Genomic DNA, 22,250 nt, shown 5'->3' with positions numbered 1-22,250 from the left:
GCGCGCGCGCAGGCAATCACCTCAACTTGAACAGGATATCTCCAAATGCCTGCCCCACTCCGGCGGCGGCGCGGCCAGGTCGTTAAACGCCGCATCGCCATCAAACGGACGGCGCAGGGCCTGGTGAAGCCTGGCTAAAAAAGCGGTGTCGTTTTGTTCAGCGCCGTCGATAGCCTGCTGGGCCAGATAGTTGCGCAGGATGATGTTGGGGTTTTTAGCCAGCATGGCCTGCCTGCGCCGATCGTTATCGACGTCTTCCTGCAGTAGCCGGCGGCGGTAAGACTGATACCAGCTGTCAAAACCCGCCAGGTCTTTCATTTCATCGCGTAGCGGCGAGCGCGGATTGCGAGCCTCGCTTTCACTTAACAAGCGAAACACCTGAGTGTAGTCGCTGCCTTCACGCGCCATGAGTCCAAGCAGGCCGGTGAGAATATCATTATCTTGTCGATCGCGCGTGGTAAAGCCCAGTTTGGCGCGCATCTCCTCGCCATAAGCGTCCATCAGCGCCGGTTCATAGCAAGCCAGCGCCCGCTCAAGAGAGTCGACCGGCATCAGGCCGGATAACGCCTGCGCCAGTCGATGCAAATTCCATAAACCCACCGCCGGCTGGTTGTCAAACGCATAGCGGCCCTGATGGTCGGTATGGTTGCAGATATAATCCGGCTGGTACGCATCAAGAAAACCAAAGGGGCCATAATCTATGGTAATGCCCAAAATCGACATGTTGTCGGTATTCATCACGCCGTGGGCAAATCCCACCGCCTGCCACTGGGCAATCATGCGCGCCGTCCTTTCCACCACATCCGTCAGCCATAAACGGTAGCGATCTTCCAGGCCCAGCCATTGCGGCCAGTGGCGGCCGATAACATAATCCGCCAACTGGCGTACCTTATCGGGTTCGCGCCGGTAGTAGAAATGCTCGAAATGCCCAAAGCGCACATGGCTTGGCGCCACCCGCAGCAGCATGGCGCCCGGCTCCGCTTTTTCGCGCCATACCGGCTCGTCGCTGGTGACGATGGTCAGTGCCCGCGTCGTGCCGATGCCAAGATAATGCAGCGCTTCGGACGCCAGAAACTCGCGTACCACGGAACGCAGCACCGCGCGGCCGTCCCCCATGCGCGAATAGGGCGTGAGGCCGGCGCCTTTCAGATGCCAGTCCATCGACCTTCCGTCCGCCAGTTGCTGTTCGCCGAGCAGTATGCCGCGCCCGTCGCCCAGTTGGCCCGCCCAGGCGCCGAACTGATGGCCACTGTAAACCTGCGCCAGCGGCTGCATGCCGGGCAGCAGCTGTTCGCCGGACCATATCGCCGCATGCCGCTCGTCGAACAGTTCATCGGCAAGAGCCAGCTCGCCGGCCAATGCCGCGCTATGGTAAAGCAATCGTGCGCCGCGCAGCGGGGTGGGCGCAAGAGCGGTATAAAAACCGGGCAACTGGTGGAAATAGCTATTCTTGAATATCGGGGTCTGTGCCATGGTGCCTCCTTACTCAAGTGTAGAACGTCCGGCGACATACCTGTAGTGCGACCACCGGTCTCCCCGTCACCGCTTGCCGCCGCATGAGCCATGGCCGGCCATGCCGCCGGGAAAACTTCCTTTTAGCGCACGGCGTCGCTCAACCACGCGCTGACGTCTTCCAGCGCGTCGCGGTCCTGCGCAAAATCGGCCATTATCCGCCGGCAAGCCAATGCCATATCGGCGGGACGATAGGTTACGCCGGGCAATGCCCTGGCCAATGCCTCCAGGGGACTGGGATTCAAACTGTCGGTAAAGAGTTGGCAGCGGGTTATCACGCCGTGTTCCATGTCCATATGCAATTCCACCCCGCCCCAGGCAAAACGCGCATCCAGCGTATGGCTGAAGGCCGGCGCCTGGCCAAAATTCCATTCCCAACTGCTTTGTTTGGCAAATTGCGCGGCAAACCCGGGCAGGTCCGGCACCTTGTCCGGCGAAATGATTTCGGGCATCACCGGTTCGCCATACCATTGGCTGAACGCGTCGCTCAGGTAGCGGCATAACAGGTGATGCTCGATAGCGGGCAGCACCTCGACAAGATTGGCCACCCTGGCGCGCACCGAGGAAATACCCTTTGCCTGTAATTTTTTCACATCGGGATTAAGGTATAGCGCCAGTCGGTCCAGATCGGCGTTGAGCAGCAGAGTGCCGTGGTGAAATCCCCGATCAGCCGTTTCGCGATAGGCGGAGCCGGAGATTTTACGCTCGCCGTCGGAGGTGCCCAGCACCAGGTCGTTGCGCCCCGACGCGGTCGCCGCGATACCCATATTGCGCAGGCCATTGAGGATGATTTGGGTGGAAATGGATTTATCATAGCCCGGCTTGCCGGCCATAAAAGTGAAGCACGTATTACCCAGATCGTGAAATACCGCGCCGCCTCCGCTGCTACGCCGGGCCAGTTTGATATGGTCCTGCGCCATGCGCCGGGTATTGCATTCTTTCCAGGGATTCTGCGCGCGGCCAATCACCACCGTATCCGCATTGCGCCATAAAAACAGCACGCGTTGGGTGGCCGGCATCTGGCGGAAAATACACTCTTCCACCGCCAGGTTAAACCAGGGATCGTAGGAATCGGACAAAAATAGCCGCAGGGATGACATACTTTCTCCCGTCGTGACGACGTTAAATCAGCCGGTTAAATACGCCGCGCCTGCCAATAGGCTTTGCGCCAGTAAACATTGTCCAGCGATGAGCGTATGACGCCGCGGCTGGTCGAGGCATGGATAAACAGATCGTCGGTATCATAGATACCCACATGCAGTCCGTTGGCGCCGCTGCCCGTTTTGAAAAACACCAGATCCCCCGGCAATAGATCGTCACGAGAGATGCGCGTGCCGACTTTAGTCTGCGCCTCTGTGGAGCGCGGTAATATGATGTCAAACCGGTCCCTGAAGGTGCGATAGACAAAACCGGAGCAGTCCACCCCGTCCTGGTTCAGACCGCCATAGCGGTAGGGCGTGCCGTGCCATTGGCGCAGCTGCGCATGGAGACGGGATTGCACCACGCTGGCGTTGGCCAGCCGCGGGTCGGGACTGGGCGCATGGTGGCTACAGCCGGTAATCAATAACGTTACTGCCAACAGCCAAAAGGACATCCGTCTCATTTTCTACTTATGACTCTTTATATTGACCATGCTGATTAAGAAGCGCCCGAAATCATCCGCTGCGACGGTAAAGACGGGCCCGATGCCACCAGCCAGGGGCGCTCGCCGGCCTGGAGCAGGGTAAAATCCACGCCGAACACCGGCGAAAGGATCTCGGGACGCATAACCTGCCCCGCGCTGCCCTGCGCCGCCAGGGCGCCGGAGGACATAAGCCACACCCGGCCGGCATGATGCAGGGTATGGTTAAGATCATGGGCGCAGATCAGCACGCCGAGCCCCGCGGCCGCGACTTCCGCCAGCAGCGCATCCAGGGCCACGCGCTGGGCGATATCCAGGCTGGCGGCGGGTTCGTCGAGCAGCAGCAGCCGGCCAAGGGGGTTCACGTCCGGCCAGATCTGCAGAAATACCGCCGCTAGCCTTACCCGTTGCCATTCGCCGCCGGATAGCTGGCTTAACGGGCGGTCGAGTTTATCCGCCAGCGACAAGGCCGCGGCCAGATATGCCACGGTCCGATCAATCGCGGCCTCGTCGGCGTTGCGCGGCTGATGCAGCATCAGATACTGGAATACCGGCATGGCGGTGGAGGGCAGCGCCTGCTGGCATAAATAGCCCCGGCGCAGGGCCAGGTCGGCGCCATGCCACTGTCCCACCGGCCGGCCGAGCAGGCTGACGTCCCCCGCCGACGCCATCAGGCCGGCGATACAGGCCAGCAGCGTGCTTTTCCCCGCGCCGTTAGGTCCGATGATATGGATCAGGCTGCCGGTCGGTACTTGGACCGATATCTTCGCCAGGCGCCGCGGCACCGATACGCGCCGCAGATCCAGTAATAACGGCGGCTGCATGGCCGGTGCGCCGTTTATTGCGCCAGGGCCCGTTTGACGGCATCGAGGAGAATGGGATCCTGAGGCGTCATATCCGGGGCAAAGCGTTCGAGGACGGTACCGTCGCGCCCTACCAGGAATTTTTCAAAATTCCATAAAATATCCTGCGGCTGCTTAGGCGCGCGCCCTTTTCCCGCCAGGCGCTCATAAAATGCGCTGCCCTGCGGTTTTATCGCCGTGGGTTTCGCGGCGATCAGCGCCCGGTAAAGCGGGTGGCGCTGCTCGCCGTTGACTTCAATTTTACTGAACATGGGAAATTCGACGCCGAATGTCCCGCGACAAAAGGCCAGTATCTCTTCATCGCTGCCGGGTTCCTGGCCGGCAAACTCATTGGAGGGAAAGCCTAAAACCTCCAGCCCCTGGGCATGCCAGGTTTTATAAAGCGCTTCCAGTCCTTCGTATTGATCGGTCAGACCGCATTTCGAGGCGACGTTGACAATCAGCAGTACCGAGCCCCGGTAATTTTCCAGGGTGGTAACTTCCCCGGTAATGGTCTTCAGCGGCAGGGTATAAAGGGTATCACTCATCTGAATCTCCTACGGGTTACAGTTAAAATCAGCAGCTTAACGCCATACACCAGCTTATCCTCTTATCCGGATTAATAGCCAGATAAATATCGGCGAACCAAGGGTGGCGGTTACCACGCCTATCGGCAGTTCCGCGGCATACAGCGCGATGCGGGCAATCACATCCGCCAGCAGCAGTATGCCCGCGCCGGCCAGGGCGCAGCCGGGAAGCAGCCGTCGGTGATCGGTTAATCCCCATAAACGCAAGATATGCGGGACCACCAGGCCGATAAAACCAATCACGCCGGCCAGGGCTACGCTGATGCCCACCATCCAGCCGAAGGCCAGTACAAACACATTGCGCCAGACAAACACCGGTAAGCCCAATTGCATCGCCTGCTGTTCGCCCAAGGCCTGCAGGTTCATCACCCGGCCCTGCAGGCACAGCCAGAGAATAAAGGGCAGCAGGGACAATACCAGCCATTTGTCGCGCCAGTCCACGCCGCCAAAGCCCCCCATCATCCAATATAATAATTGGCGCAGATCCAGGCTGGTACTGAAATAGACCGCCCAGGTCATCACGGCGCTGCAAACAATGCCAAGCGCGACCCCGACCAGCAGTAGCCGGGCGTTGGAGGCGCGGCGTCTGGCAAACCACAGCAGCAGCAGCGTAATCGCCAGCGCGCCGGCCACCGCGCACAGACCCAGGCCCCACACCGGTATCGTCCCCCGGCCAAGCAGTACGCCGAGGGTAAGCGCTACGCCTGCGCCGTTGGCCACGCCCAGCAATCCTGGCTCGGCCAGCGGATTTTCAAAAATATTCTGCATCGCGGCGCCGGCCAGCGCCAGCGCCGCGCCGACGGCCATCACCGCCAGGGCGCGGGGCAGCCTCAGTTGCCAGATGAACATGCGGGGCGTGTCGTCAAGCCATTGGGTCGGCCAGTACCAGACATCGCCGGCGCACAGGCTCACCAGCAGGGCAATAAACACAAACAGCGCCAAAACGCGGACGCGCGCGGCATCGCGACGGGATTGCCGATATTTCAGATCGCTGAAAAGTGGACTGTTTGACGGCATCATCACTTAAGGTCCGGTAATACAAGGTTATCTGGGCACGGAAAACGGGCTTTTATCCTACCGGGATTAACGGCAAAGCGGTAGCGCCAATGGCGGGAAAATGAAGGTTGTGATATCGACGGGATAAACGGCGTTTTACCGGCGGGGCGGGAAGTACTGAAAGAAAAAAAACCGGCGCCATAAGTGGGGAATCAGATGGCGCCGGGTAAGGTGACCCATAGGGTCAATATTAACTCTGTTGTTATTGTTGCGGCTGTTTTATCGGTTCACCGCCGCTTCCCTGGTGTTGGTTTTCCTGACTTTTGCTCTCATGGCCGCTCTGTGCCTGTCCCTGCTTGCCGTTATCACCATTGGGCTGGGCGTGGGTATTATGATCGTCGCCGGTATTGCGGGACGTTGTTTTATGCGCCACCGGCTGCTGGCGCGCCTTGGCGGTTTTACCTTGTCCCGCGGGCGGCTTGGGCGACCAGCGGCCGCCATCCCAATATTCGCCGCGGGTGTTGCGTTCGCCTACATGCTTGCCCTTGTGTCCACGCCACCAGGTCGGAGTACGCCAGTCATAGCCATCCCAGTAATAGCCCCGATCGTTACGCGCGCCGATTTGCACCGAGACGCCCTGGGCAGAGGTATGGACCAGCATGCCCGCCATGGCGCCCGTGGGGATGACGCAAGGCGTTGCCAAAAGAGCCATGGCCAAAAATACTGCTTTTTGTTTCATATTCTGTGTCCCTGAATCCATTTGCAGTGGTTATAACAGCCGCGGCAAAATGCCACTATCAGACAAGCACGGATTTGCATTACTCTTACGCTAACCTGACGAAATACTCACACTGAGCCCCGATGCTTTACGGCGAACTGCCGCCCACTGCCCCGCATCCCTAAACGGGCTTTGGCCGGGTTTAATGCGGCTTCGGCCTGATTATTTCATTGCCGCCCTGGTGCGGCTGACCGCCGCCGTTCTGCTGCGGCCGGTTATCATTGCCGCCCTGGTGCGGCTGAACGCCGCCGTTCTGCTGCGGCCGGTTGTCATTGCCGCCCTGGTGCGGCTGCCCGCCGCCGTTCTGCTGCGGCCGGTTATCATTGCCGCCCTGGTGCGGCTGCCCGCCGCCGTTCTGCTGCGGCCGGTTGTCATTGCCGCCCTGGTGCGGCTGCCCGCCGCCGTTCTGCTGCGGCCGGTTATCATTGCCGCCCTGGTGCGGCTGACCGCCGCCGTTCTGCTGCGGCCGGTTGTCATTGCCGCCCTGGTGCGGCTGCCCGCCGCCGTTCTGCTGCGGCCGGTTATCATTGCCGCCCTGGTGCGGCTGCCCGCCGCCGTTCTGCTGCGGCCGGTTATCATTGCCGCCCTGGTGCGGCTGCCCGCCGCCGTTCTGCTGCGGCCGGTTGTCATTGCCGCCCTGATGCCACTGTCCGCCGCCGTTTTGCTGCGGCCGGTTATCATTGCCGCCCTGATGCCACTGTCCGCCGCCGTTTTGCTGCGGCCGGTTATCATTGCCGCCCTGATGCCACTGTCCGCCGCCGTTTTGCTGCGGCCGGCTATCGTGCCTGTCGTTATGATCCCAGGTGGAAAATTCCTGCCGCCGGCTCGGTTCATGATAGTTGCGCCCGCGCCGGCCATAGCCTGGCGGCGGCGCTATGGTCCAGATACCGTTATACCAATACTGGCCCCGGTCGTTGCGCATGCCGTCAGGCATTTCCTCTATCCAGCGCCCGCCGTCCCAGTACCAGCCGAAATCATTACGATCGCCGATATCATCATCCTCATGTTCGTACCACCACTGTGGCGTACGCCATTGGTAACCATCCCAAAACCACCCGCGCTCGTTGCGTTCGCCGACATGCCGGCCGCGGTGATCGTACCACCAGTGCGGCGGACGCCACTCGTCGCCATCCCAGAAATAACCGCGCTGATCCTGGCTGCCCAGGTTAATCACCATGCCGGGATTATTGGTGCTGATAAATACATCCGCCAGCGCGCCGCAGGGCATCAGCAGCGCCAGCGCACATAATAAGGTGGTCTTTCTCATGATATCTACCTGTGATACAGATACGATTTGCCGCCGTTATAGCAGCGGCCAACGGCCGCCACTATCAGACAATGTCGCCTTTACGATAAACAGGCGATCCCCTTACCAAAACCTGACAATCCGCCATCCCGCGGGGCGCCGGTACGGATTTCCCCCGGGTGCTAAAAGAAGCGGGCATGATGATAATGCCCTGACGGGTAACGCATGCCGCCCCTTTCCCGCCGGCACCCGCCATGTTGACGAAAAAAAAGGCCGCACGGGGCGGCCTTTTCAGAGAGAGGACAATACATCACTCTTTAGGTGAGGCATTCTCGACACGGCTTTTCAACTTTTGCCCCGGACGAAACGTCACCACCCGCCGGGCAGTGATAGGAATATCTTCACCGGTTTTCGGATTACGCCCTGGACGTTGATTTTTGTCGCGCAGATCAAAATTACCAAAACCGGATAATTTTACCTGCTCGCCATTTTCCAGCGCTCGCCGGACTTCCTCAAAAAACAGTTCCACTATTTCTTTGGCATCCCGTTTGCTCAGCCCGAGCTTTTCAAACAGGTATTCTGACATTTCAGCTTTAGTAAGCGCCATAGGTTCAATCCCTCAAGGATGCTTGGAATCGCTGTTTTAGTGCCGCCACACATTTTGCTACGGTCGCGGCAATAGCCTCTTCTTCCAGTGTACGAGCGGTATCCTGTAGTATCAGGCTGATAGCCAGGCTCTTAAAACCTTCCGCTACGCCCTTCCCCCGGTACACATCAAACAAGTTTACGCCAACTACCTGATTTGCGCCAACTTTCTTACACTCTGCCATAATATCTGCTGCAGGGACACTTTCAGCCACCACAATAGCGATGTCGCGGCGGTTGGCCGGGAAGCGTGAAATGTCACTGGCTTCAGGAACTTTACGCGCTGCAACCTTATCCCAGCGTAGTTCAAAGACCAGGGTACGGCCATTTAAATCCAGCTTTGCTTCAAGTTCAGGGTGTATAACGCCAATAAATCCAATATGTTCCCCTGCTAAATACAATGCCGCGCTCTGGCCCGGGTGTAAAGCGGGATTATGCTCAGGTTTGAATTCAATATCAGCAAGTTTGCCGGTAAGTTCAAGTAATGATTCAAGATCGCCTTTCAAATCGTAAAAATCCACCGGCTGGCGCGCAAGATCCCAATGTTCGTCAAAACGCGGACCGGTAATGACCCCCGCCAGCATAAGATCCTGACGAATGCCGAGGTCCGCTGTTTTATCAGGAACAAAGCGCAGTCCACTTTCGAATAAACGAATCCGGTTTTGCTGGCGGTTCTGGTTATAAACCACCGCGCCCAAAAGTCCACTCCACAGGGACAACCGCATGGCGGACATTTCCACCGAGATGGGGCTGGGCAGCAGCAGCGGCTCCTGGTCAGGATGCAGCAGTGATTGTATCTTCGGATCGACAAAGCTGTAAGTGATCGCTTCCTGATAACCCCGATCCACCAGCAGCGTTTTTACGCGATTAAGCGGCAATGCCGCCTCCTGGTGCCGGGTCATTTCCAGATTGGCGCGCACGGGCACATTCGGAATGTTGTTGTAGCCAAACACCCGGGCCACTTCTTCCACCAAATCTTCTTCGATCTCCATATCAAAACGCCAGGTCGGCGCCACCGCTTGCCAGTTGTCTTGCCCTGCGGTCACGGTACATCCCAGCCGTGACAGGATATCACCGACATCGGCATCGGGAACGCGGTGGCCTATCAGGCGATCGAGTTTTTCGCGGCGCAGGGTGATGGTGGCCTGGCGCGGCAGCGCGGACGGTGCGCTCACGTCCACAACCGGCCCAGGCCGGCCGCCGCAGATAGCCAGCAGCAGGCCGGTGGCGCGCTCCATGGCCCGGTGCTGCAACGCGGGATCCACACCGCGCTCATAGCGATGCGATGCGTCGGTGTGCAGGCCGTAGCGGCGCGCGCGGCCGGCGATAGCTAAGGGGCTGAAAAAAGCGCACTCCAATACCACATCCTGGGTGTCGGCGCTGATGCCGGAGAATTCGCCGCCGAAAATACCGCCCAGCGCCAATGCCTTTTCCCGATCGGCAATGACCAGCGTATCGGCCCGCAGGCGGGTTTGCGTCCCGTCCAGCAGCGTCAGGCTTTCGCCTTCTTCCGCCATGCGCACCACGATGCCGCCGTCAATGCGCTGCAGATCAAACGCATGCATCGGCTGCCCTAGTTCCAGCAGGACAAAATTGGTAATGTCCACCACCGCGTCCACTGAACGCAGGCCGCAGCGGCGCAGCTTTTCCTTCATCCACAACGGCGTGGGCGCGGCGACGTTTATCCCCTTGATCACGCGGCCAAGATAGCGCGGACAGGCGTCGGGGGCATCGACGCGGATCGGCAACCGGTCCTCGATAACCGGCGCCACGACCTCGATGGCCGGTATGTTCAGCGGCAGGCGGTTGATTAACGCCACGTCGCGGGCTATGCCGATAAGTCCCAGGCAATCGGCCCGGTTAGGCGTAACGCTGATATCGATAATACGATCGTCAAGCTGCAAATAATCGCGGATATCGACGCCCAGCGGGGCATCCGCGGGCAGTTCGATAATGCCGCTATGGTCGTCCGCCAGGCCCAGTTCGGTGAAGGAGCACAGCATGCCTTCGGACGGCTCGCCGCGCAGTTTAGCGGCTTTTATCTTAACATCACCCGGCAGCACGGCGCCGATGGTCGCCACCGCCACCGTCAAGCCTTCGCGGCAATTGGGCGCGCCGCAGACGATATCCAGCAGCGCGTCGCCGCCGATATCGATTTTGGTCACCCGCAGTTTATCGGCGTTGGGATGCTGGCGGCATTGCGCTACCCGGCCCACCACCACGCCGGTGAAGGCGGGGGCGGCGTCGGCGACGCCGTCGACTTCCAGGCCGGCCATGGTGATCTGTTCCGCCAGCTCATCGCTGGTGATAGCGGGATTCACCCATTCACGCAGCCAAAGTTCACTGAATTTCATGTGCTCGTCCCGTCCTATTTAAACTGTTTAAGAAAACGCAGATCGTTTTCGAAGAATGCGCGCAAATCTGTGACACCGTAACGTAACATCGTCAAGCGTTCCATGCCCATGCCGAAAGCAAAACCGGAGTAGACTTCGGGGTCAATACCGACATTGCGTAATACGTTCGGATGCACCATGCCGCAGCCCAACACTTCGAGCCATTTGCCATTTTTACCCATCACATCGACTTCGGCGGAGGGTTCGGTAAAAGGGAAATAAGACGGGCGGAACCGTACCTGCAGGTCTTCTTCAAAGAAATTGCGCAGGAAATCGTGCAAGGTTCCCTTCAGGTTGGTAAAACTGATATTGGTATCAATGATCAGCCCTTCCATCTGGTGAAACATCGGGGTATGGGTCTGATCGTAGTCGTTACGATAAACGCGTCCCGGGGCAATGATGCGGATCGGCGGCTGTTGATTTTTCATGGTGCGGATCTGCACGCCGGAGGTCTGGGTGCGCAACAACCGCGTGGCGTCGAACCAAAAGGTATCATGATCCGCCCTGGCCGGATGGTGGGCAGGGATATTCAGGGCGTCGAAGTTATGATAATCATCTTCAATCTCCGGGCCGGTGGCCACAGAAAAACCCAGTTCGCCGAAGAAGTGCTCAATGCGGGAAATAGTGCGGGTCACCGGATGCAGCCCGCCATTCTCCATACGTCTGCCGGGTAACGATACATCCAGGGTCTCCTGCGCCAGGCGGGCATTGAGCGCCTGCGACTCCAGGCTTTCCTTACGTTCATTCAGCGCCTGCTGCACCTCCAGCTTAACCTGGTTGATCACCGCGCCCGCCGCCGGCCGCTCTTCCGCCGGCAAATCGCGTAAGGTGGTCATTTGCAGGGTTAAATGCCCTTTTTTGCCAAGATATTCGACGCGCACGTTATCGAGCGCCGCGCTGTCCTGGGCTTGTGCGATGGCTGCTTTGGCTTGCACAACCAAATCTCTCAGATGTGGCATTGCTTTCCTCTTTTTCCGGCCTTAATGGCTTAATCGTTAATGGCGAGCAAAAAAAAACCTCCACACCGGGAGGCTTTAGCGCTATTTTTCGTTTCTTTTCTTACGCGCAAGCCCCCGGGATCAGGTGCTAAAGTAAAAAAAGAAGCGGAAAATGGCAGCATTCATGCTTGCATTACCTTAAACGTTGTCGGGGAAGTATCCGTTAGGTGATTGATACTAGCGTAATAAATAAATCCAAAAAATAAAAGAGGGAGTTAAACTCCCTCTCTCATTCATATCACGCCAGCGCGCCTTTCGCTTTTTCGGCAAGGGCGGTAAACGCCACTTTGTCGAATACAGCGATGTCTGCCAGGATTTTACGGTCAATTTCAATAGAGGCTTTTTTCAGGCCGTTAATGAAACGACTGTATGATATGCCGTTCTGGCGGGCAGCGGCGTTAATACGCGCGATCCACAGTTGACGGAACTGACGTTTCTTCTGACGGCGGTCACGGTAGGCATATTGGCCTGCTTTGATAACCGCCTGAAAGGCAACACGGTAGACGCGTGAACGGGCGCCATAATAACCTTTCGCTTTTTTCAGAATCTTTTTGTGACGTGCACGAGCTGTCACACCACGTTTTACGCGAGCCATATGCTCTCTCCTAAAGTCTTATTCGAACCAGTTAAAATGACGCTTATGCGTACGGCAGACATGCGATGACCAAACCCAGATCGCCTTTGGAGACCATGGATTTAGGACGCAGGTGACGTTTACGCTTAGTGGCTTTTTTGGTCAGAATATGACGCAGGTTAGCATGCTTGCGCTTGAAGCCGCCGGAAGCGGTTTTCTTAAAGCGCTTGGCAGCACCGCGTACTGTCTTGATTTTTGGCATTATCTATTTCTCTACTGCGCATTGTTGATAAAATGAAGCAATGAGGCGAAGGCAACTTACCGCCGTTTGGCGCCAGGCTGCCCTACTTGTCAGGCCTTATTGTTTCTTCTTGGGTGCGAGCACCATGATCATCTGGCGTCCTTCGATTTTACTCGGGAAAGACTCAACTACCGCCAGTTCACTCAAATCGTCACGAACGCGGTTAAGCACTTCGATACCGATCTGCTGATGCGCCATTTCACGTCCACGAAACCGCAGGGTGATTTTGGCTTTATCGCCGTCTTCCAGAAAACGAATCAGGTTGCGTAGTTTTACCTGATAGTCGCCTTCGTCGGTACCAGGCCGGAATTTGATTTCCTTAACCTGAATAACTTTTTGTTTCTTTTTCTGCTCTTTGGTGGACTTGCTCTTCTCATAGAGGAACTTGCCGTAATCCATGATTCGGCAAACCGGCGGCTCGGCATTAGGGCTGATTTCAACTAAATCAACACCCGACTCCTCGGCTTTCTCAAGCGCTTCGTTGAGGCTGACTATGCCGATTTGCTCGCCGTCGATTCCCGTCAGACGAACCTCTGCCGCGCGAATTTCTCGGTTGATACGATTCGGACGCGCCGGTTGAACTCGTTTTCCGCCTTTAATACTTTATACCTCCAGTTGATGAAGATTACGGCTGCGTATCTCTTGCTGCAGCTTTTCAATAATCTCGTTAACGTCGATGCTGCCCAAATCGATGCCGCGGCGTGTACGCACGGCAACTTTGCCCGCTTCGGTTTCTTTATCACCGCAGACCAGCATATAGGGCACCCGACGCAAAGTATGCTCGCGGATTTTAAAGCCTATTTTCTCATTTCTCAAGTCCGCTTTTACACGAATGCCGGCTGCGGACAATCTTTCTGTCACTTTTGCGACGTAATCAGACTGATTGTCGGTGATATTCATCACCACAACCTGGGTCGGCGCCAGCCAGGTAGGATAAAAACCCGCATATTCTTCGGTCAGGATACCGATAAACCGCTCCATCGAACCCAATATGGCGCGATGGATCATTACCGGTACCAAACGCTCGTTGTTCTCGCCTATATAAGAGGCGCTCAGGCGACCCGGCAAGGAAAAGTCCAACTGTACCGTGCCGCACTGCCAGGCGCGATCCAGGCAATCAAGCAGGGTAAATTCAATCTTAGGACCGTAAAACGCCCCTTCACCCGGCTGATATTCAAACGCGATGCCGTTTTCAGTCAACGCGGCGGCCAGGTCTTTTTCCGCCCGATCCCAGGTATCGTCGGTACCGATACGCTTAGCCGGCCGGGTGGAAAGTTTAACCAGGATATTATCGAAGCCAAACGTGCTGTAAATATCATACACCATTTTGATGCAATTGTTTACTTCATCCCGCACCTGGTCCTCGGTACAAAAGATATGGGCGTCATCCTGGGTAAACCCCCGCACGCGCATCAGGCCGTGCAGCGAGCCGGACGGTTCGTTGCGATGGCAACTGCCGAACTCGGCCATGCGCAGCGGCAGGTCGCGGTAGGATTTCAATCCCTGGTTGAAAATCTGCACATGGCCGGGGCAGTTCATCGGCTTAATGCAGTATTCGCGGTTTTCCGAGGACGTGGTGAACATATGCTCGGCATAGTTTTCCCAATGGCCCGTTTTTTCCCACAGGACACGGTCCATCATAAAGGGACCCTTTACTTCCTGATAGTGGTACGCCTTGAGCTTCATGCGCACAAAGGCTTCCAGCTCGCGAAAAATGGTCCAGCCGTCATTGTGCCAGAACACCATGCCCGGCGCTTCTTCCTGCATATGGTACAAATCGAGCTGCTTGCCTATTTTGCGGTGGTCGCGCTTGGCGGCCTCTTCCAGGTGCTGCAGATAGGTGTTGAGCTGTTTTTTATCGCCCCAGGCGGTGCCGTAGATGCGCTGCAGCATTTTATTTTTGCTGTCGCCGCGCCAATAGGCGCCGGACGTCTTCTGCAGCTTGAAATGATGGCAAAAGCGCATATTGGGCACGTGCGGACCGCGGCACATATCAACATATTCTTCATGGTGATACAGGCCTGGCCGGTCGTCATGGCTGATATTTTCATCCAGGATCGCCACCTTATACTGCTCGCCGCGGGCGACAAACGTATCGCGCGCCTGCTGCCAGCTCACTTTTTCCTTAATGACGTCATAGTCTTTATCGGCCAGCTCGTGCATACGCTTTTCCAGCAGGTCGAGATCTTCCTGGGTCAGCGTCCGCTCCAGATCCACGTCGTAATAAAAACCTTTGTCGATTACCGGGCCGATGGCCATCTTGGTGTCGGGCCACAGCTGCTTGATGGCGTGTCCCAGCAAATGCGCGCAGGAGTGGCGGATGATCTCCAGCCCGGCTTCGTCTTTAGCGGTGATAATGGCCAGTTGGGCATCATCGGTAATCAAATCGACGGCGTCGACCAGTTCGCCGTTCACGCGTCCGGCAATACAGGCTTTCGCCAGGCCGGGACCGATATCGCGGGCCACATCAAGGGGTGATACGGGATGATCGAACTGACGCTGGCTTCCATCAGGAAGAGTAATAACAGGCATGGTGGTTTCCTTAATTTGCAGTGGTGATCCATACGCAAGACCACATACAAATTTAATTTATATAGTAAAATCAGAAGGTTGATTGTGCTATCTCGTTATACCTTACGAAATATGGACACAAAGGCGCGCACAATTTCTGTTAGCGCCGCTGTATGACACCGCAACCAGGGCCTGATAGTAACACCATGAACTTATTGGCATCTACAAAAATTTCCCTTGTTCCGCGCCCCCGTCCCCAGGCTCCCCCACTGCTTTAAGCGCCGGGATACGCCGCCGGGCCCGGCGGCGTGCGAAAATCCAGCGCCTGCCGTGATAGGCGTAAACAAAAGGGTGATAAGCGCTAAAAATCCATAACAATTGTGTCCCTTTGTATCGTCCGTGGTGCTAAGCTCCCGCGCGGCGACGTTTGTTCTTCAACATGCTCCGTTTCGTTGGAAATGATTCATGAAAATATCACTGGTTGTCCCTGTTTATAATGAAGCTGAAGCCATACCGCTGTTTTATAAAGCGGTGCGGGAATTTGAGCCCCTGCGGCAATTTGAAGTGGAAATAGTGTTTATCAACGACGGCAGCCGGGACAATACCGCTGAGATCATCGACGCGCTGGCATTGGCCGACAGCCTGGTTAAAAAGGTTGACTTTACCCGCAATTTCGGCAAGGAACCCGCCCTGTTCGCCGGGCTGCGTTATGCCGGCGGCGAGGCGGTCATTCCCATCGATGTCGATTTACAAGACCCGATCGACGTCATCCCCCGGCTAATCGATAAATGGCGCGACGGCGCGGATATCGTCCTGGCAAAACGCTCGGACCGCATGACCGACAGCCGGATGAAACGCACAACCGCCGAATGGTTCTATAAACTGCATAATAAAATCAGTTCGCCCAAAATCGAGGAAAACGTCGGTGATTTCCGCTTAATGTCCCGCGAGGTGGTGGATAATATTCTCACCTTGCCCGAGCGGAACCTGTTTATGAAGGGAATTCTTTCCTGGGTGGGCGGACGCACCGCGGTAGTGGAATACTCCCGCGCCAGCCGCGTGGCCGGCGAATCCAAATTCAACGGCTGGAAATTATGGAACCTCGCTATCGAGGGCATCACCAGTTTTTCCACTTTCCCCCTGCGCATGTGGTCCTACATCGGACTGAGCGTCGCCCTGTCCTCTTTTTTCTACGCTATCTGGATGGTCATCGACAAATTGGTCTGGGGCAATAACGTGCCCGGTTATCCATCCCTGATGACGGCCATTCTGTTTTTAGGCGGTGTGCAGCTGATCGGCATAGGGGTATTGGGTGAATATATCGGCCGTATCTATATGGAAACTAAAAACCGGCCAAGGTATATAATAAAGAAATAAGCACAGCCCGATAGATGCCGGCAATCATGCCGGCGCTACGCCAGAAACGGAGGGCTATCTGGTGAAAACGGCGGGCGGCGTTTTTGCTACAGAATGCAAACATCTTTATAATCGTGGCTCAACAGAACATTATCATGGCGTATAAAGTGTCAAGTAAAAAAAATGGTTTTGCACCAAAAAGCAGCAAACCCGCCGAAGCGGGTTTGTTTGAATCAGCATGTCATCATGAGGTAAATTATACCAAAGCAGTAACGACAGCGACCCAAAAAGCCATGCATATCAATACTATGCTGGGCAACGTTAAACGATAGAACTGATCCATAACCACCTCACATTTACCTGACATCTTTTAAGAATAATCCTACGCCAATTCTTGTATAAAAAACAGGATCTGGATCATTCTTTAATACATTTAATCTATCAAAAACGCTTACTGGATCACGTAACGGACACCCTTTTCCCTCTTTTCAGCATGCCTTGCGGGTCGCTGGGCGTCAGTGCGTTACATCTGGCCGTTAACCTGCATCAAGACGCCTGACAATCCGGCTAAAACGACCAGTAAAAGCAGGCTAATCCACTTCCAACGTTGTTCTGATTTGCTATTCATCGCGTTCCCCCTCAATCGTCTATGCCTATATCGTCCGGCGGGGCAGAAACTTGAGCGAAAAAATAAAAATAATGACGGCGCCGCTTTTTACGCGCCTGGGACGGGTGGCGATTGGTGCTATGCTGGGAGCCATTTCATTATAAGGAGATTGTTATGACCCAAATAACGACCCTGACCCTGGCGCCTTCGCTGGATAGCGCCACCACCACCGACCGCATGTATGCCGAAGGCAAGCTGCGCTGCTCCGCGCCCCAGTTCGAGCCGGGCGGCGGCGGCATCAATGTGGCGCGGGCGATCGTGCATCTGGGGGGACGGGCCACGGCGCTTTTTCCCGTCGGCGGCCCTACGGGACGGCACCTGGCCGATCTGTTGACCGCGGAGGGCGTCACCGCCGTCGCGCTGGAAACCCAGGACTGGACGCGGCAGAACCTGCATGTCCACGTGGCGAGCACCGGCGAGCAGTATCGCTTTGTCATGCCCGGCGCACGATTGACGGCGGATGAATTCCAGCGGTTCGAAAGCCATCTGTCGGGACTGCCGCAAGGCTCGCTGCTGGTGATAAGCGGTAGCCTGCCGCCGGGTGTGAGCGTGGAAAACCTGCAGCATCTGTTGCGCGAGGCGCAACGCCTGGGACTGCAGTGTATCGTCGACAGCTCGGGTCCGGCGCTGAAAGCCTGCCTGGATGTCGGCAGCCTGGCGCTGGTCAAGCCGAATCAAAAAGAACTGGCCGAACTGGTCAACCGTGAACTGAACGATCCCGACGCGGTAAGGCAGGCGGCCCTGGAAATCATCAGACAGGGCAAAACCCAGCGGGTGGTGGTGTCGCTCGGTCCCCAGGGCGCGCTGGCGGTGGATAAGGATAATGTGTTCCAGGTGGTGCCGCCGCCGGTTAAAAAAATGAGCACCGTCGGCGCCGGCGACAGCATGGTGGGCGCCATGACGCTGAAACTGGCCGACGGCGCGGATTTGCTGGATATGGTGCGCTACGGCGTCGCGGCGGGCAGCGCGGCCACGCTGCATAAAGGCACCCGCTTATGTACCCTGGAAGATACCGGACGTATCTATGATTACCTGCGTCGGGAAAGTATGATCTAAGACCCTAAGCCCACGCCGCCGGATATCGGTTGCAGAATTAGCAGTTGACATCGGCGGCGTTCGCAACAACACTCTCTCAACGCTTGACGGAACGGCGCCCTGCGCTAGCCGCTCGTCCGGCTTTTTATATTAAGCCCTTTCTTTTGAACCCGGTACGCGCCGTTTCAGGCCGTGCAGTTGCCGGTTCGCTCCAAGGCTCATCGTCGCCGCATCGCCGGCGGTTGCGCCGCGCTGCTTGTTTTTGCGAAGTTGTCACCGAGTTGTCATCAAAAAATTCATACCTTATCGGCAAAACGACTGTAGGGGGATATGACGATGTGGCACGCCATTAGCACCATGTTGGCAGAAAAATTTAACAGGGATGAAATCAGCGAACGGCGGGAACTGCCCGGCGGGGAGTTACACGCCGCCTGGTATCTCCGTTACGGCGAACACGCGGTGTTTGTAAAGTCCGATACGCGCGAGCTGCTGCAAAAATTCACCAACGAGGCCGATCAGCTGGCGATGCTGGCCCGTAGCCATACGGTGCGGGTACCGGAGGTGTACGGCGTCGGCAGCGCCAAGGATGAAAGCTTTTTGCTGCTCGAATTCCTGGTGGAGCGCCCTTTTGACGCCCACGGGGCCTATTGCCTCGGCCAGCAGCTTGCCCGGCTGCATCAATGGAGCGAGCAGCCGCAGTTCGGCCTGGATTTTGACAATGACCTCTCCACCGTAACGCAGCCCAACGCCTGGCAGCGCCGCTGGTCGGTGTTCTACGCCGAACAGCGTATAGGCTGGCAACTGCAGTTGGCGGCGGAAAAAGGGCTCTATTTTGGCGATATTGATAAGATTATCGCCCAGGTCGCGGACCGCCTGCACGATCGCCAGCCCCAGCCTTCACTGCTGCACGGCGATCTGTGGCCGGATAATTGCGCCAACAGCGCTCAGGGTGGTTTTTTATACGATCCGGCGTGTTATTGGGGCGATCGCGAATGTGATTTGGCCATGCTGCCGCTCTACGATCGGCTGCTGCCGCAAATTTACGACGGTTATCAGAGCGTGTGGCCGCTGGATAAGGGGTTTATCGAACGACAGCCGCTTTACCAGCTCTATTACCTGTTGAACCGGGCCAACCTGTTTGGCGGCGAGCATATCGCCATCGCCAACGAAGCTCTGGATAAAATACTGAGCAGTGATTAAGCGGAGCCATGCGGGCGGCCCTGCGGCTGCCCGCGCGTCTTCAGAGCATGCCGAGAAGCTTGAGGACAAAATAGCCCACCACCGCCAGGATAATGGGCAGGATGTATAAAGGAAAAAATTGCAGCAAAATCGTATGCCGCGGCATCACGATCTTTTCCTCCAGCTGGGTACGACTCAGCCCCTGGCTGCCGCGGGCCTGCTCCAGCACCATCTGATCCTCGACCCCTTCGCGCACGTGCCTGACCTGGCGCGACATGCGCGCGCCGGAAGCCTGCAGGGCCAGGCCGACAAAAATCAGGAAATAAATGAGCCAGAACATCAGGTTAGCGCTAAACCCCTGGCCATCGAACACCGGTTGCGGCGAGTTGTACCAGAAAACATTCAGAAATGAGGTGTTAAAACGCAGCATATCTATCATGACATGGAAAAAATCAGCCATGACCGCATTGATTCCCTTATTTTGCTCACTATGCTGATAGAGAAATTTCAGGATAGAAATCACGGTAGAAAGTAAAGCCGGTATAAAAATAATCCATCCCGCGAGGCGTTTGATCACGGCCAGGCGGCCAGCTTGTTGATACGTCATGCGTTCCCCTTGTTAAACGACGCCAACCATAGCCCTTAAGTTTATCTATAATTTACCTTTTCTGCTGTGTTTTATTGGTGCTACCCTCTTTCCTCGCCCTTTTTTTGCAAACAGGAGCCCAAGGTATGGCGTTAACCCTACCCAAGGAAGCTGTAATATTTGATATGGATGGACTGATTATCGACTCCGAGCCCTTATGGCATCAGGCTGAGCTGGATGTCTTCGCCGCCATGGGCATGGACGTGTCGGTGCATGACGCGATTCCGGATACATTGGGTATGCGCATCGATCAGGTGGTGAAGGCCTGGTATCAGTTAAGTCCGTGGCAGGGGGCTTCTCTGGAGGAAGTCAGCAACAGCATCATTCAGCGCGCGTTGGCGTTGGTGGATGAACGCCGTCCGCTGCTGCCCGGGGTCGCCCATGCGCTGGAGACCGCCAGGGATTGCGGCATGAAGATTGGCATGGCCTCGGCGTCACCGCTGTTTATGCTGGAACATGTGCTGGAGATGTTTGACCTGCGCCATTATTTCGACCATCTGGCATCGGCGCAGAACCTGCCTTACAGCAAACCGCATCCTGAAGTCTATATCCAGGCGGCGTTAAGCCTGGGCGTCGCGCCTGAGCGCTGTACCACCCTGGAAGATTCCTTTAACGGCATGATTGCCACCAAAGCGGCGCGGATGCGCTCGATAGTCGTGCCCGACATCGCCTTTCGTGCCGACCCCCGCTGGGTGCTGGCGGACGTCAGGCTGGCGTCGCTGGCGGAAATAACACCCGAACATTTCCGTTAACCCGGCGCCGGCATCGCCGTCACTTCCGCCGCGCAGGGAGGCCGCCTGAAAATTCACGTGCGGGCGCCACGCGGCGGGATGGCGTGCTTCAGAGAAAATCGTCGCGCTTGGGCGTAAAGGTATCAATCAGCACGCTATTATCTTCCAGCGCCACCACGCCGTGCATCTCATGCTTTACCGCGCGGTAGGCATCGCCGGTTTTCAGTACCCGCTCATGGCCTTCGATGGTCACCTTGAAGCTGCCGGCGGCGACATAGGCAATCTGATCGTGGATGTCATGCTGATGCGGCGTGCCGATAGCGCCCTTGGCAAAATGCACGCAGACCATCATCAGGTCGTCGCTCCAGGTCATGATTTTGCGTTTAACGCCCTCGCCCACGGCTTCCCATGGCGTTTCTTCGTCAATATAAAAAGTCTTCATGCTTTGTTCTCCATTAACCAACCCATTCCGGCGCGATCCTGACGAAGGACGCGACGGGATACGACGTATTTCCACCGCTTTATTTTAAGGTCCGGCTTCTGGAATGAAACCGAAAAACATCAAAAGCATGACGCTCCTCATAAAATAAATAAAACAATATTTCATTTTTATTGAATTCACATCCCGGTAGCACTATCATTTCAGCAATAAAAGGACAACGCTTTCCCCCGGGTCAAAGCCATACTACGTACATATTCTGAAAGAGAGGCATTACGACTATGCAAGTTCGCCAAAGCATTCACAGCGATCACGCTAAACAACTGGATACCGAAGGCCTGCGCAGCCAGTTCATGATCGAAAAGATCTTCGAAGAAGATGCCTACACCATGACCTATAGCCATATCGACCGCATCATCGTCGGCGGCATCAAGCCGGTCACCAAAGCGGTGACCATCGGCGGCGAAGTCGGTAAACAGCTGGGCGTGAGTTATTTCCTGGAACGCCGCGAGCTGGGTGTCATTAATATCGGCGGCCCCGGGGTGATTGTCGTCGACGGCAAAACCTACGAGATCGGCCACCAGGAAGCCCTGTATGTGGGTATGGGCGCCAAAGACGTGCAGTTCACCAGCGTCGACGCCGCTAAACCCGCGAAGTTTTACTATAACAGCGCCCCGGCCCATATGACTTACCCAAGCCGTAAAATCACGCTGGCCGAAGCCTCGCCGCAGACCATCGGCGACAACGCTACCAGCAATCTGCGCACCATCAATAAATTTATTGTTCCCGACGTGTTGCCGACCTGCCAGCTGACCATGGGTTTGACCAAGCTGGCTGAAGGCAACTTGTGGAACACCATGCCGTGCCATACCCATGAACGCCGCATGGAAGTCTATTTTTATTTTGATATGGACGAAGAAACCGCGGTATTCCATATGATGGGCCAGCCGCAGCAAACACGTCACCTGCTGGTGCATAACGAACAGGCGGTGATTTCACCGAGCTGGTCGATCCATGCCGGCGTGGGCACGAAAAACTATACCTTTATCTGGGGCATGGTCGGCGAAAATCAGGTTTTCGACGATATGGACCACGTAAAAGTCAGCGAAATCCGCTAATTATCCCCGGCCGGCGTGTTCCGGCCCTTTAAACACACTACGCTGGCGATGTCCTACCGCCGCCAGCAATGAGGT

General features: G+C 56.4%; 24 protein-coding genes and 1 other annotated feature. Of the genes, 6 read left to right on the top strand and 18 right to left on the bottom strand.

From position 1 onward, the window contains the following. Positions 1–21: 21 nt before the first annotated feature. The 16 genes from ACL2XN_RS04910 to thrS all read right to left on the bottom strand — a co-directional run bounded on the left by ACL2XN_RS04910 (position 22) and on the right by thrS (position 15,025). Positions 22–1,473, bottom strand: a complete 1,452-nt coding sequence (locus ACL2XN_RS04910; RefSeq protein WP_413722905.1) for a protein adenylyltransferase SelO — start codon at positions 1,471–1,473, stop codon at positions 22–24. Positions 1,474–1,595: 122 nt separating this feature from the next. Next, positions 1,596–2,612 (bottom strand): lipoate--protein ligase A, encoded by a 1,017-nt coding sequence (locus tag ACL2XN_RS04905; RefSeq protein WP_413730407.1) that lies wholly within the window; start codon positions 2,610–2,612, stop codon positions 1,596–1,598. A gap of 35 nt (positions 2,613–2,647) precedes the next feature. Beyond that, a complete protein-coding gene (locus tag ACL2XN_RS04900) occupies positions 2,648–3,106 on the bottom strand; it encodes a C40 family peptidase (RefSeq protein ID WP_410014999.1) in 459 nt (152 codons plus the stop codon). Positions 3,107–3,150: 44 nt separating this feature from the next. After that, entirely contained in the window at positions 3,151–3,957 is an 807-nt protein-coding gene (btuD, locus tag ACL2XN_RS04895; RefSeq protein ID WP_413722907.1) for a vitamin B12 ABC transporter ATP-binding protein BtuD, read from the bottom strand. Between the two features lie 14 nt (positions 3,958–3,971). After that, positions 3,972–4,523 (bottom strand): glutathione peroxidase, encoded by a 552-nt coding sequence (locus ACL2XN_RS04890; protein ID WP_413730406.1) that lies wholly within the window; start codon positions 4,521–4,523, stop codon positions 3,972–3,974. Positions 4,524–4,577: 54 nt separating this feature from the next. Beyond that, positions 4,578–5,579, bottom strand: a complete 1,002-nt coding sequence (gene btuC, locus ACL2XN_RS04885) for a vitamin B12 ABC transporter permease BtuC (RefSeq protein WP_410016822.1) — start codon at positions 5,577–5,579, stop codon at positions 4,578–4,580. Between the two features lie 241 nt (positions 5,580–5,820). Then, a complete protein-coding gene (locus ACL2XN_RS04880; protein WP_413730404.1) occupies positions 5,821–6,297 on the bottom strand; it encodes a DUF2502 domain-containing protein in 477 nt (158 codons plus the stop codon). A 181-nt stretch (positions 6,298–6,478) separates the two neighbouring features. Next, positions 6,479–7,603 (bottom strand): DUF2502 domain-containing protein, encoded by a 1,125-nt coding sequence (locus ACL2XN_RS04875; RefSeq protein ID WP_413730403.1) that lies wholly within the window; start codon positions 7,601–7,603, stop codon positions 6,479–6,481. A gap of 289 nt (positions 7,604–7,892) precedes the next feature. Further along, positions 7,893–8,189, bottom strand: coding sequence for an integration host factor subunit alpha (ihfA, locus tag ACL2XN_RS04870; protein ID WP_011411244.1), 297 nt, complete (start codon positions 8,187–8,189; stop codon positions 7,893–7,895). 4 nt (positions 8,190–8,193) lie between these two features. Continuing rightward, on the bottom strand, positions 8,194–10,581 hold the full coding sequence (gene pheT / locus ACL2XN_RS04865) for a phenylalanine--tRNA ligase subunit beta (protein WP_410014994.1): 2,388 nt from the start codon (positions 10,579–10,581) through the stop codon (positions 8,194–8,196). A gap of 14 nt (positions 10,582–10,595) precedes the next feature. Further along, the gene (gene pheS, locus ACL2XN_RS04860; RefSeq protein ID WP_410014993.1) at positions 10,596–11,579 is read right to left on the bottom strand and encodes a phenylalanine--tRNA ligase subunit alpha; all 984 of its coding nucleotides are present in this window, start codon (positions 11,577–11,579) and stop codon (positions 10,596–10,598) included. Between the two features lie 47 nt (positions 11,580–11,626). Further along, positions 11,627–11,749, bottom strand: a sequence feature (Phe leader region). Beyond that, positions 11,700–11,744, bottom strand: coding sequence for a pheST operon leader peptide PheM (gene pheM, locus ACL2XN_RS04855; protein ID WP_001386830.1), 45 nt, complete (start codon positions 11,742–11,744; stop codon positions 11,700–11,702). It overlaps the preceding feature by 45 nt. A gap of 107 nt (positions 11,750–11,856) precedes the next feature. Next, positions 11,857–12,213, bottom strand: a complete 357-nt coding sequence (gene rplT, locus ACL2XN_RS04850; RefSeq protein ID WP_162365778.1) for a 50S ribosomal protein L20 — start codon at positions 12,211–12,213, stop codon at positions 11,857–11,859. A 43-nt stretch (positions 12,214–12,256) separates the two neighbouring features. Next, positions 12,257–12,454 carry a 50S ribosomal protein L35 gene (rpmI, locus tag ACL2XN_RS04845; protein WP_162365777.1) on the bottom strand — a complete coding sequence of 66 codons (198 nt, stop codon included), beginning with the start codon at positions 12,452–12,454 and terminating at the stop codon, positions 12,257–12,259. A gap of 96 nt (positions 12,455–12,550) precedes the next feature. Beyond that, the gene (gene infC / locus ACL2XN_RS04840; protein WP_162365931.1) at positions 12,551–13,093 is read right to left on the bottom strand and encodes a translation initiation factor IF-3; all 543 of its coding nucleotides are present in this window, start codon (positions 13,091–13,093) and stop codon (positions 12,551–12,553) included. 3 nt (positions 13,094–13,096) lie between these two features. Further along, on the bottom strand, positions 13,097–15,025 hold the full coding sequence (thrS, locus tag ACL2XN_RS04835; protein ID WP_410014992.1) for a threonine--tRNA ligase: 1,929 nt from the start codon (positions 15,023–15,025) through the stop codon (positions 13,097–13,099). A gap of 444 nt (positions 15,026–15,469) precedes the next feature. Here thrS and ACL2XN_RS04830 point away from each other — a divergent pair, with 444 nt between their 5' ends. From ACL2XN_RS04830 to ACL2XN_RS04815, 4 genes are all read left to right on the top strand, one after another. Next, a complete protein-coding gene (locus tag ACL2XN_RS04830; RefSeq protein WP_413722910.1) occupies positions 15,470–16,381 on the top strand; it encodes a glycosyltransferase family 2 protein in 912 nt (303 codons plus the stop codon). A gap of 134 nt (positions 16,382–16,515) precedes the next feature. Further along, positions 16,516–16,692, top strand: a complete 177-nt coding sequence (locus tag ACL2XN_RS04825; RefSeq protein WP_410014990.1) for a hypothetical protein — start codon at positions 16,516–16,518, stop codon at positions 16,690–16,692. 449 nt (positions 16,693–17,141) lie between these two features. Continuing rightward, a complete protein-coding gene (pfkB, locus tag ACL2XN_RS04820; protein WP_413728389.1) occupies positions 17,142–18,083 on the top strand; it encodes a 6-phosphofructokinase II in 942 nt (313 codons plus the stop codon). A gap of 315 nt (positions 18,084–18,398) precedes the next feature. Then, positions 18,399–19,262, top strand: a complete 864-nt coding sequence (locus ACL2XN_RS04815; RefSeq protein WP_410014988.1) for a fructosamine kinase family protein — start codon at positions 18,399–18,401, stop codon at positions 19,260–19,262. 40 nt (positions 19,263–19,302) lie between these two features. Here the strand turns inward: ACL2XN_RS04815 and ACL2XN_RS04810 are convergent, their stop codons facing one another. Beyond that, on the bottom strand, positions 19,303–19,848 hold the full coding sequence (locus ACL2XN_RS04810; protein WP_410014987.1) for a YniB family protein: 546 nt from the start codon (positions 19,846–19,848) through the stop codon (positions 19,303–19,305). Positions 19,849–19,973: 125 nt separating this feature from the next. On the opposite strand from ACL2XN_RS04810, the gene hxpB reads away from it, so the two are divergent. Beyond that, complete coding sequence (gene hxpB, locus ACL2XN_RS04805) at positions 19,974–20,639, top strand: hexitol phosphatase HxpB (protein WP_410014986.1); 666 nt, start codon at positions 19,974–19,976, stop codon at positions 20,637–20,639. Between the two features lie 88 nt (positions 20,640–20,727). Here hxpB and ACL2XN_RS04800 read toward each other — a convergent pair whose 3' ends face one another. Then, positions 20,728–21,060 (bottom strand): cupin domain-containing protein, encoded by a 333-nt coding sequence (locus ACL2XN_RS04800; RefSeq protein ID WP_413728388.1) that lies wholly within the window; start codon positions 21,058–21,060, stop codon positions 20,728–20,730. A gap of 278 nt (positions 21,061–21,338) precedes the next feature. On the opposite strand from ACL2XN_RS04800, the gene kduI reads away from it, so the two are divergent. Next, a complete protein-coding gene (kduI, locus tag ACL2XN_RS04795) occupies positions 21,339–22,175 on the top strand; it encodes a 5-dehydro-4-deoxy-D-glucuronate isomerase (RefSeq protein ID WP_410014984.1) in 837 nt (278 codons plus the stop codon). The last annotated feature ends 75 nt before the right edge of the window (positions 22,176–22,250 follow it).

This window comes from Sodalis sp. RH22 (genome assembly GCF_047324165.1).
Classification (GTDB): domain Bacteria; phylum Pseudomonadota; class Gammaproteobacteria; order Enterobacterales; family Enterobacteriaceae; genus Acerihabitans.
The sequence above is the reverse complement of the archived record's forward strand: the minus strand, read 5'-3'. Positions and strand labels throughout refer to the sequence as shown.

Excerpts from the sequence above, each read along its gene's own strand:
- ACL2XN_RS04910 (WP_413722905.1), bottom strand. The coding sequence starts at position 1,473 with ATGGCACAGACCCCGATATTCAAGAATAGCTATTTCCACCAGTTGCCC.
- ACL2XN_RS04905 (WP_413730407.1), bottom strand. The coding sequence starts at position 2,612 with ATGTCATCCCTGCGGCTATTTTTGTCCGATTCCTACGATCCCTGGTTT.
- ACL2XN_RS04900 (WP_410014999.1), bottom strand. The coding sequence starts at position 3,106 with ATGTCCTTTTGGCTGTTGGCAGTAACGTTATTGATTACCGGCTGTAGC.
- btuD (WP_413722907.1), bottom strand. The coding sequence starts at position 3,957 with ATGCAGCCGCCGTTATTACTGGATCTGCGGCGCGTATCGGTGCCGCGG.
- ACL2XN_RS04890 (WP_413730406.1), bottom strand. The coding sequence starts at position 4,523 with ATGAGTGATACCCTTTATACCCTGCCGCTGAAGACCATTACCGGGGAA.
- btuC (WP_410016822.1), bottom strand. The coding sequence starts at position 5,579 with ATGCCGTCAAACAGTCCACTTTTCAGCGATCTGAAATATCGGCAATCC.
- ACL2XN_RS04880 (WP_413730404.1), bottom strand. The coding sequence starts at position 6,297 with ATGAAACAAAAAGCAGTATTTTTGGCCATGGCTCTTTTGGCAACGCCT.
- ACL2XN_RS04875 (WP_413730403.1), bottom strand. The coding sequence starts at position 7,603 with ATGAGAAAGACCACCTTATTATGTGCGCTGGCGCTGCTGATGCCCTGC.
- ihfA (WP_011411244.1), bottom strand. The coding sequence starts at position 8,189 with ATGGCGCTTACTAAAGCTGAAATGTCAGAATACCTGTTTGAAAAGCTC.
- pheT (WP_410014994.1), bottom strand. The coding sequence starts at position 10,581 with ATGAAATTCAGTGAACTTTGGCTGCGTGAATGGGTGAATCCCGCTATC.
- pheS (WP_410014993.1), bottom strand. The coding sequence starts at position 11,579 with ATGCCACATCTGAGAGATTTGGTTGTGCAAGCCAAAGCAGCCATCGCA.
- rplT (WP_162365778.1), bottom strand. The coding sequence starts at position 12,213 with ATGGCTCGCGTAAAACGTGGTGTGACAGCTCGTGCACGTCACAAAAAG.
- rpmI (WP_162365777.1), bottom strand. The coding sequence starts at position 12,454 with ATGCCAAAAATCAAGACAGTACGCGGTGCTGCCAAGCGCTTTAAGAAA.
- thrS (WP_410014992.1), bottom strand. The coding sequence starts at position 15,025 with ATGCCTGTTATTACTCTTCCTGATGGAAGCCAGCGTCAGTTCGATCAT.
- ACL2XN_RS04830 (WP_413722910.1), top strand. The coding sequence starts at position 15,470 with ATGAAAATATCACTGGTTGTCCCTGTTTATAATGAAGCTGAAGCCATA.
- ACL2XN_RS04825 (WP_410014990.1), top strand. The coding sequence starts at position 16,516 with ATGGCGTATAAAGTGTCAAGTAAAAAAAATGGTTTTGCACCAAAAAGC.
- pfkB (WP_413728389.1), top strand. The coding sequence starts at position 17,142 with ATGACCCAAATAACGACCCTGACCCTGGCGCCTTCGCTGGATAGCGCC.
- ACL2XN_RS04815 (WP_410014988.1), top strand. The coding sequence starts at position 18,399 with ATGTGGCACGCCATTAGCACCATGTTGGCAGAAAAATTTAACAGGGAT.
- ACL2XN_RS04810 (WP_410014987.1), bottom strand. The coding sequence starts at position 19,848 with ATGACGTATCAACAAGCTGGCCGCCTGGCCGTGATCAAACGCCTCGCG.
- hxpB (WP_410014986.1), top strand. The coding sequence starts at position 19,974 with ATGGCGTTAACCCTACCCAAGGAAGCTGTAATATTTGATATGGATGGA.
- ACL2XN_RS04800 (WP_413728388.1), bottom strand. The coding sequence starts at position 21,060 with ATGAAGACTTTTTATATTGACGAAGAAACGCCATGGGAAGCCGTGGGC.
- kduI (WP_410014984.1), top strand. The coding sequence starts at position 21,339 with ATGCAAGTTCGCCAAAGCATTCACAGCGATCACGCTAAACAACTGGAT.